The organism is Flavobacterium psychrophilum DSM 3660 = ATCC 49418, assembly GCF_002217405.1.
Lineage (GTDB): Bacteria > Bacteroidota > Bacteroidia > Flavobacteriales > Flavobacteriaceae > Flavobacterium > Flavobacterium psychrophilum.
Window position 1 is genome coordinate 91,578 of the sequence record NZ_MUHE01000018.1, and the last position, 6,043, is coordinate 97,620.

General features: G+C 32.1%; 6 protein-coding genes. 5 read left to right on the forward strand and 1 reads right to left on the reverse strand.

The features are described 5' to 3' along the window. Nucleotides 1-40 precede the first annotated feature (40 nt). From B0A57_RS05735 to B0A57_RS05745, 3 genes are all read left to right on the forward strand, one after another. Entirely contained in the window at nt 41-724 is a 684-nt protein-coding gene (locus B0A57_RS05735) for an SCO family protein (RefSeq protein ID WP_011964210.1), read from the forward strand. An 86-nt stretch (nt 725-810) separates the two neighbouring features. Then, nucleotides 811-1,353: a DUF420 domain-containing protein gene (locus tag B0A57_RS05740; RefSeq protein WP_011964211.1), complete on the forward strand. Its 543-nt coding sequence runs from the start codon at nt 811-813 to the stop codon at nt 1,351-1,353. Further along, a complete protein-coding gene (locus tag B0A57_RS05745) occupies nt 1,343-1,585 on the forward strand; it encodes a hypothetical protein (protein WP_011964212.1) in 243 nt (80 codons plus the stop codon). Before B0A57_RS05740 ends, B0A57_RS05745 begins: the two co-directional genes overlap by 11 nt. Here the strand turns inward: B0A57_RS05745 and B0A57_RS05750 are convergent, their stop codons facing one another. Continuing rightward, entirely contained in the window at nt 1,586-2,980 is a 1,395-nt protein-coding gene (locus B0A57_RS05750) for a DUF4403 family protein (RefSeq protein WP_034098909.1), read from the reverse strand. Nucleotides 2,981-3,128: 148 nt separating this feature from the next. Between B0A57_RS05750 and B0A57_RS05755 the strand changes: the two genes are divergently transcribed. Beyond that, nucleotides 3,129-4,571 (forward strand): TolC family protein, encoded by a 1,443-nt coding sequence (locus B0A57_RS05755; RefSeq protein WP_034098912.1) that lies wholly within the window; start codon nt 3,129-3,131, stop codon nt 4,569-4,571. A gap of 5 nt (nt 4,572-4,576) precedes the next feature. Beyond that, nucleotides 4,577-5,914 carry an efflux RND transporter periplasmic adaptor subunit gene (locus tag B0A57_RS05760; protein ID WP_011964215.1) on the forward strand — a complete coding sequence of 446 codons (1,338 nt, stop codon included), beginning with the start codon at nt 4,577-4,579 and terminating at the stop codon, nt 5,912-5,914. The last annotated feature ends 129 nt before the right edge of the window (nt 5,915-6,043 follow it).

Here is a 6,043-nt window from a genome sequence, read left to right on the forward strand (position 1 = left end):
CAGCGAAATTATAAAAAGACCAAACAAAAAAAACAGCAATATGAAAAACAAATCATACATAGGAACCGCTTTTATCATACTAGTTTTTGGAATTTACTTTGTTCCAAAAATTATAGACCGAATAAAAAACAATGACATTGTAAAAGGAGATAGACTAAATATTGAAGGAACACACGTTGCAACAAAAAGCGATTTGATGACAATAGGCAAAGCGCCAGTTTTTTCCTTAATAAACCAAGACAAACGAACAATTTCTAACGAAAGTTACAAAGGAAAAGTATATGTTGCTGAGTTTTTCTTTTCTACTTGTCCTTCTATTTGTCCTATTATGAATAGAAACATGAAGCTTGTGCAAGAAGCATTTGCTAGCAATACTAATTTCGGAGTGACTTCTATAACAATAAATCCAGAAATCGATACGCCAGAAGTTCTCAAAAAACACGCTGAAACAATAGGTGCTAAAGGTAAAAACTGGAATTTTTTAACCGGTGATAAATCTAGAATTTATGAAATTGCAAACAAGGGTTTTAATTTATATGTTGGACAAAACGCAAAAATACCTGGAGGATTTGAGCATTCTGGATTCTTTGCTTTAATAGACAAAGAAGGAAATATACGTTGCCGAAAAGACGAATTTGGAAATCCAATTATTTATTATGATGGTATAAAAGATGAAGGCATCAAACAAATTAAACAAGACATATCGAAGCTTTTAGCGGAATAATTATCATCAAAATTTAATTTAAACTTCCTTTTTAGAAATTTTGATAATTTTACAAATTTGCTTTCAAAAAAATAAGATAAAAAACAATGAAAAAAAAGATTTCAGAAAAAAAATACAATGTTTGGATTACCATATTGTCAATAGTAATTCCTGTAGTGGTGGCAATTTTATTTAAAATAAAACTAAGAGATTTAGGTTTCGATGTAAAACCATTATCATTCTTACCTCCTATTTATGCAACAATTAATGCAATTACAGCTATTGTATTAGTATGGGCTGTTATTGCTATCAAAAACGAGAAACAAAAACTACATGAAAATTTAATGAAAACCGCTATTGGCCTTTCGGTAGCATTTTTAGCAATGTATGTGGCGTATCACATGACATCTGAAGCTACAAAATATGGAGGAGCGGGAATTTTAAAAGTTGCTTACTTTTTTATATTAATAACCCATATTACACTATCTATAATTACTATCCCATTGGTTTTAGTCACTTATGTTCGTGCACTAGCAGAAAAATTTGATAAACATAAGAAAATAGCAAAAATTACTTTTCCTATTTGGTTATATGTTGCTGTTACTGGTGTTATTGTATATTTAATGATTTCTCCTTATTATGTTAGCTAAAGTAGAAAATTCAGGTAAAAGAATAGCATTTCTTTTACTTATCGCCCATTGCCTATTACCTATTGCATCAAATGCACAATGTGCCATGTGCCGTGCTTCGCTAGAAAGCTCAGCAGACGTATCGCAAGCAGAGGCGGTAAATGATGGCATTATATACTTAATGATTATTCCCTATATACTTGTGGTACTCATAGCTATTGCAGTTTATAGAATGTATAGGAAGAAACAATAATTACATACCATTTATATTTACCGTTACATTTCCTGTAATATTTAGAAAGGCAACGATAGCATGATTGGTTAATTGTACTTTTTGAAAAACAATATCATTTAGTTTGCCGTTTACAAAAACACCTGTTATGGGTGAATAGTTATTTAAGTATTTTAAAATATTTTGCTTTCCTTCATCTAAATTAGGCTGAATCGAGTAGCGACAAGTAGCTCTTATTTTGTTCAAAATTAAACCCTGAGCAAACCAATTGGCAGTTTTCATAAGCTTACTTTTAGTCTCTAGGGCGTAATCTAAATCATCAAAAAATAATTCTTTGGTTTGCGTGTTATATTGCGGAAAACCAGACAAATAAATACGCCCATTTAAACTTCCAAGCATATCTAGTGCAATAACCATTTTGCCTTGTTTGTGCCAAATTTCGACATTTTGAATCGTTACTTTTCGTTTTCCTTCGCCAAATTCTTTTCCCTTAAAATTGGTTGTCATTACTCTCGAAGCATCCTGATAAGTAGAAACTGCAGCAATGTTTGCTACTACTTTTTCGGGCAAATTTACGATAGGCTTCAATACTATTTTTTCTTTTACAAAGTTAGGTTTTGGTTTTTGTCCTATGCAGGATTCCATTAAACATTTAAGACCTACGGTCATAGAAACGGCTTTTTTTTCTAAATTAGCTTCGGTAGCATATATTTCTTGCGGGGTTACTTTTAGCCAAGTCTGATAGGTTGAACTCATCTCGAATGGTTCGCTTGCTTTTTGCATCATTTCGAGAATATTTGATTTAAAATCTAGAGATTTCTCTAGCGATTCATCAATAATTTTTTCAATTTTATTTCTAAATATTCGAATCGTTGGATTTACTAAATAAGTAATAGGAATTTCTTTTCCGCCTATGATAATTGTTGGACTTTCTTGCCATTCAAAATCTTGCAATTCGGTAGTAGTTGTAATTTTCCAGTTACTCATTTTTACATTACTTAAAAAAGTAATTGTGCCGTTTAGGTTTATTTCTCGAGTATCATACAAATTAATCCCTAAAACTGACGTGCCGTATCTAACTTTTGCCCAGATTTTTAGAGGAATAATTGTTTTTAGTTTATTATTATCTTCAGAAATTAATATTGGGGCATTTTTCCATATTTTCATTTCGGTTTTGTCATCATCAATATTATGATCATCATAAATTAATCCCATCAAAGCATTGTTGGCTTGTTTTTCAATATCTTTCAATGTTAATGTTACAGGAAAACTAATATAGGAAGAAGTTACGGGATAAATTATAGGGGTAGCGTCATCTGGTTCTGGCTTCATGAGTTCTATTTTTTGAGTTGTCGAGCAACTGGTATAAAAAAATGTTACCGCAAATAATCCAATAATCCGTAATATATTTTTCATCAAAAAAGTAATTTAAGCAAATGTAAAAATTAATTTTCATTTATTTTTACGCATTAATTGTAACAAATTATAAAAGCAAGAGTCTTATTGTAAATTTAATTTATAAAAAGATTAAATTCGCTAAACAAAAAATTCCATATTATATAAAATGCAAAAAATAAAATACTCGTTTTTAATAATTACAACATTATTGTATTGTGGTGTTTCTTTTGGCCAACCCAAAAAATGGACACTCGAAGAATGTGTAGCTTATGCTATAGAGCACAACATTTCGATAAAACAAGCTGTTTTAGACAAAGAATTGTCTGACATTTCTAAGAAAGATGCCTTAGGTAAATTTTTTCCTTCGGTAAATGCGCAAAGTTCCCATTCTTGGAATATTGGTTTAAACCAAAATATCACAACAGGTTTGTTAGAAAACCAGACCACACAATTTACTTCGGCAGGAGTAAATATTAGTATCGATATTTATAAAGGTTTGCAGAACCAAAACCTGTTGCGAAAAGCAAATCTTAGCAGCATTGCTTCGCAATACCAATTAACAAAAATGCAAGAAGATGTTTCGTTAAACATTGTAAACGGGTATTTGCAAATACTTTTTAACAAGGAAAATCTAAAAGTACAGCAGCTACAATTGGCTTACGACAACAAACAATTAGAAAGGAGCAAAGAACTAGTAGAAGCTGGAGTAACGCCTCGTGGCGATTTACTAGATGTAAAAGCGACTGTTGCCACAGATAACCAGCGATTTATTGCTGCAGAAAACGCCTTATTTTTATCGAAATTAAGCTTAGCCCAATTATTACAAATAGATGATTTTGAAAATTTTGACATTACCGATGCCGAAATTCCCATTCAAGAAAACACCATCTTAATGCAAGACCCTAAAGTAATTTTAGATAAAGCAAAAAAAAACAGAACCGATTTGAAAATTGCGCAAACCAATGTACAAATTGCCGAAAAAAATCTGCAAATCTCACGAGGCGCATACCAACCAACACTGCAAGGTTTTTATAGTTTTAGCACCCGAGCAGGTTATTCGGATAGAGTCGTTGGGTTTGCACCAAACACAAGCAATCCCACAGCTATAATTGGTTATGTAGAGGGTACAAACCAGTCAGTTTTACAACCCAATTATTCTAGAATATTAGACAAACCAGATGCTATTTTTAATCAGTTTAGTACCAACAAAGGACAAAACTTTGGGCTAAATTTAAACATTCCTATACTTAACGGATTTTCGGTAAGAAACAATGTAGCACGCTCGAAAATCGCACTAGACCGTTCGAAAATAACTTTAAAACAACAAGAATTAGATGTAGAAAGAACAGTTTTTACTGCCTATACCGATACAAAAGGGGCACAAAAAACACATGAAGCTGCACTTGCCACATTTGAAGCAAGACAAAAATCATTTAACTATGCTAAAGAAAGATATGAAGTAGGACTCATGAATATTTTCGATTTTAATCAGGCACAAACATTGTTTACAAATGCCCAATCGGAAGTTTTAAGAACCAAATATGACTATATTTTTAGAACCAAAATTTTAGAATTTTACTTCGGAATTCCAATTATTAAAAAACAATAAGTACCATGACAAAAAAAACAAAATATATCGTATTAGGCATTGCTGTTACCGCAATTATAGGAGCAATATATCTTAAAAAATCAGGAGCTATAGGAGATAGTAATAAAGGCAAAGAAGTAGAAATTGCTACAATAACACAACGAACTGTAACAGAAACTGTATCTGGAACAGGAAAAATTCAGCCTGAAATAGAAGTTAAAATCTCATCTGAAGTTTCTGGAGAAATTATTGCATTACCCGTAAAAGAAGGACAAACTGTTAAGAAAGGAGATTTATTAGTACAAGTAAACCCTAAATTATACACACAAGGATTAAACAAGTCTCAAGCTGGTTTATCTAATACCAAAGCTGGTTTAAGCCAAACTGACGCTCAGTTTAAAGAAGCAAAAGCAAGTTATGAAAGAAGCAAAAAATTATATGACAAAGGAATTATATCTAGAGCAGAATGGGACAAATCTGTAGCTACTTACGAAAGTGCGCAAGCAGCAAAACAAGCAGCATATTATAACGTACAAAGCGCATCGGCAACGGTAAATGAGTCGAAGGAAAATTTAGGAAAAACAGCTATTTATGCACCCGTTGACGGAACTATTTCTAAACTTGGAGTAGAATTAGGCGAGCGTGTTTTAGGAACACAACAAATGGCAGGTACCGAAATGATGCGTGTTGCCGACTTAAACAATATGGAGGTCGAAGTTGATGTAAATGAAAATGATATTGTAAAAATTTCGATAGGAGATTTAGCAAAAGTAGAAGTAGATGCGTATCTAAAAAAAGAATTCAGAGGAATTGTAACGAGTATTTCAAATTCGGCAAGTACTGCTTTGACTGCGGATCAAGTTACAAATTTTAAAGTAAAAGTTAGAATTATTAAAGACTCCTATCAAGATTTAATGTCAGGAAAACCAGCCAGTTTTTCTCCTTTTCGCCCAGGCATGACGGCAACCGTAGATATTATAACAACACGCAAAGAAAATGTTATTGCCGTACCTATTAGTGCTGTTGTCATGAGGACAGACACCTCTGCTTCACGCAAAGTATTAATGGTTAAAGATGATAACTCAGACAATTCCGAACAAGAACCAGAAGTGAAAAACGAAAAAAGATACGAATGTGTTTTTGTAAAAATGGGAGATAAAGTAAAACTCCGAATCGTAACCACAGGAATTCAAGATGATAGTTATATAGAAGTTCTTTCTGGTCTCAAAAAAGGCGAAACCATTATAACCGGACCTTATACAACAGTTACAAAAGAGTTAAATCCTGACGATGCCGTTTATGTAAAAACGAAAAAACAAATCGAAACCGAAAAGAAAAAAGAAAACGACAACAAAGAGAGCTAAACCAAAAGAAATTTAATATAAAACATGCCCAAAAAAATTAGACACTATTTTGGGGCATGTTTTATAATTATATGCCTTTTTTTAGTAAAAATTATCGTTTTTTTATTACTATACCATTTAAAGTTTAAA

Bases quoted from the DNA above. Each gene is read 5' to 3' on its own strand.
- B0A57_RS05735 (WP_011964210.1), top strand. From the start codon at position 41: ATGAAAAACAAATCATACATAGGAACCGCTTTTATCATACTAGTTTTT.
- B0A57_RS05740 (WP_011964211.1), top strand. From the start codon at position 811: ATGAAAAAAAAGATTTCAGAAAAAAAATACAATGTTTGGATTACCATA.
- B0A57_RS05745 (WP_011964212.1), top strand. From the start codon at position 1,343: ATGTTAGCTAAAGTAGAAAATTCAGGTAAAAGAATAGCATTTCTTTTA.
- B0A57_RS05750 (WP_034098909.1), bottom strand. From the start codon at position 2,980: ATGAAAAATATATTACGGATTATTGGATTATTTGCGGTAACATTTTTT.
- B0A57_RS05755 (WP_034098912.1), top strand. From the start codon at position 3,129: ATGCAAAAAATAAAATACTCGTTTTTAATAATTACAACATTATTGTAT.
- B0A57_RS05760 (WP_011964215.1), top strand. From the start codon at position 4,577: ATGACAAAAAAAACAAAATATATCGTATTAGGCATTGCTGTTACCGCA.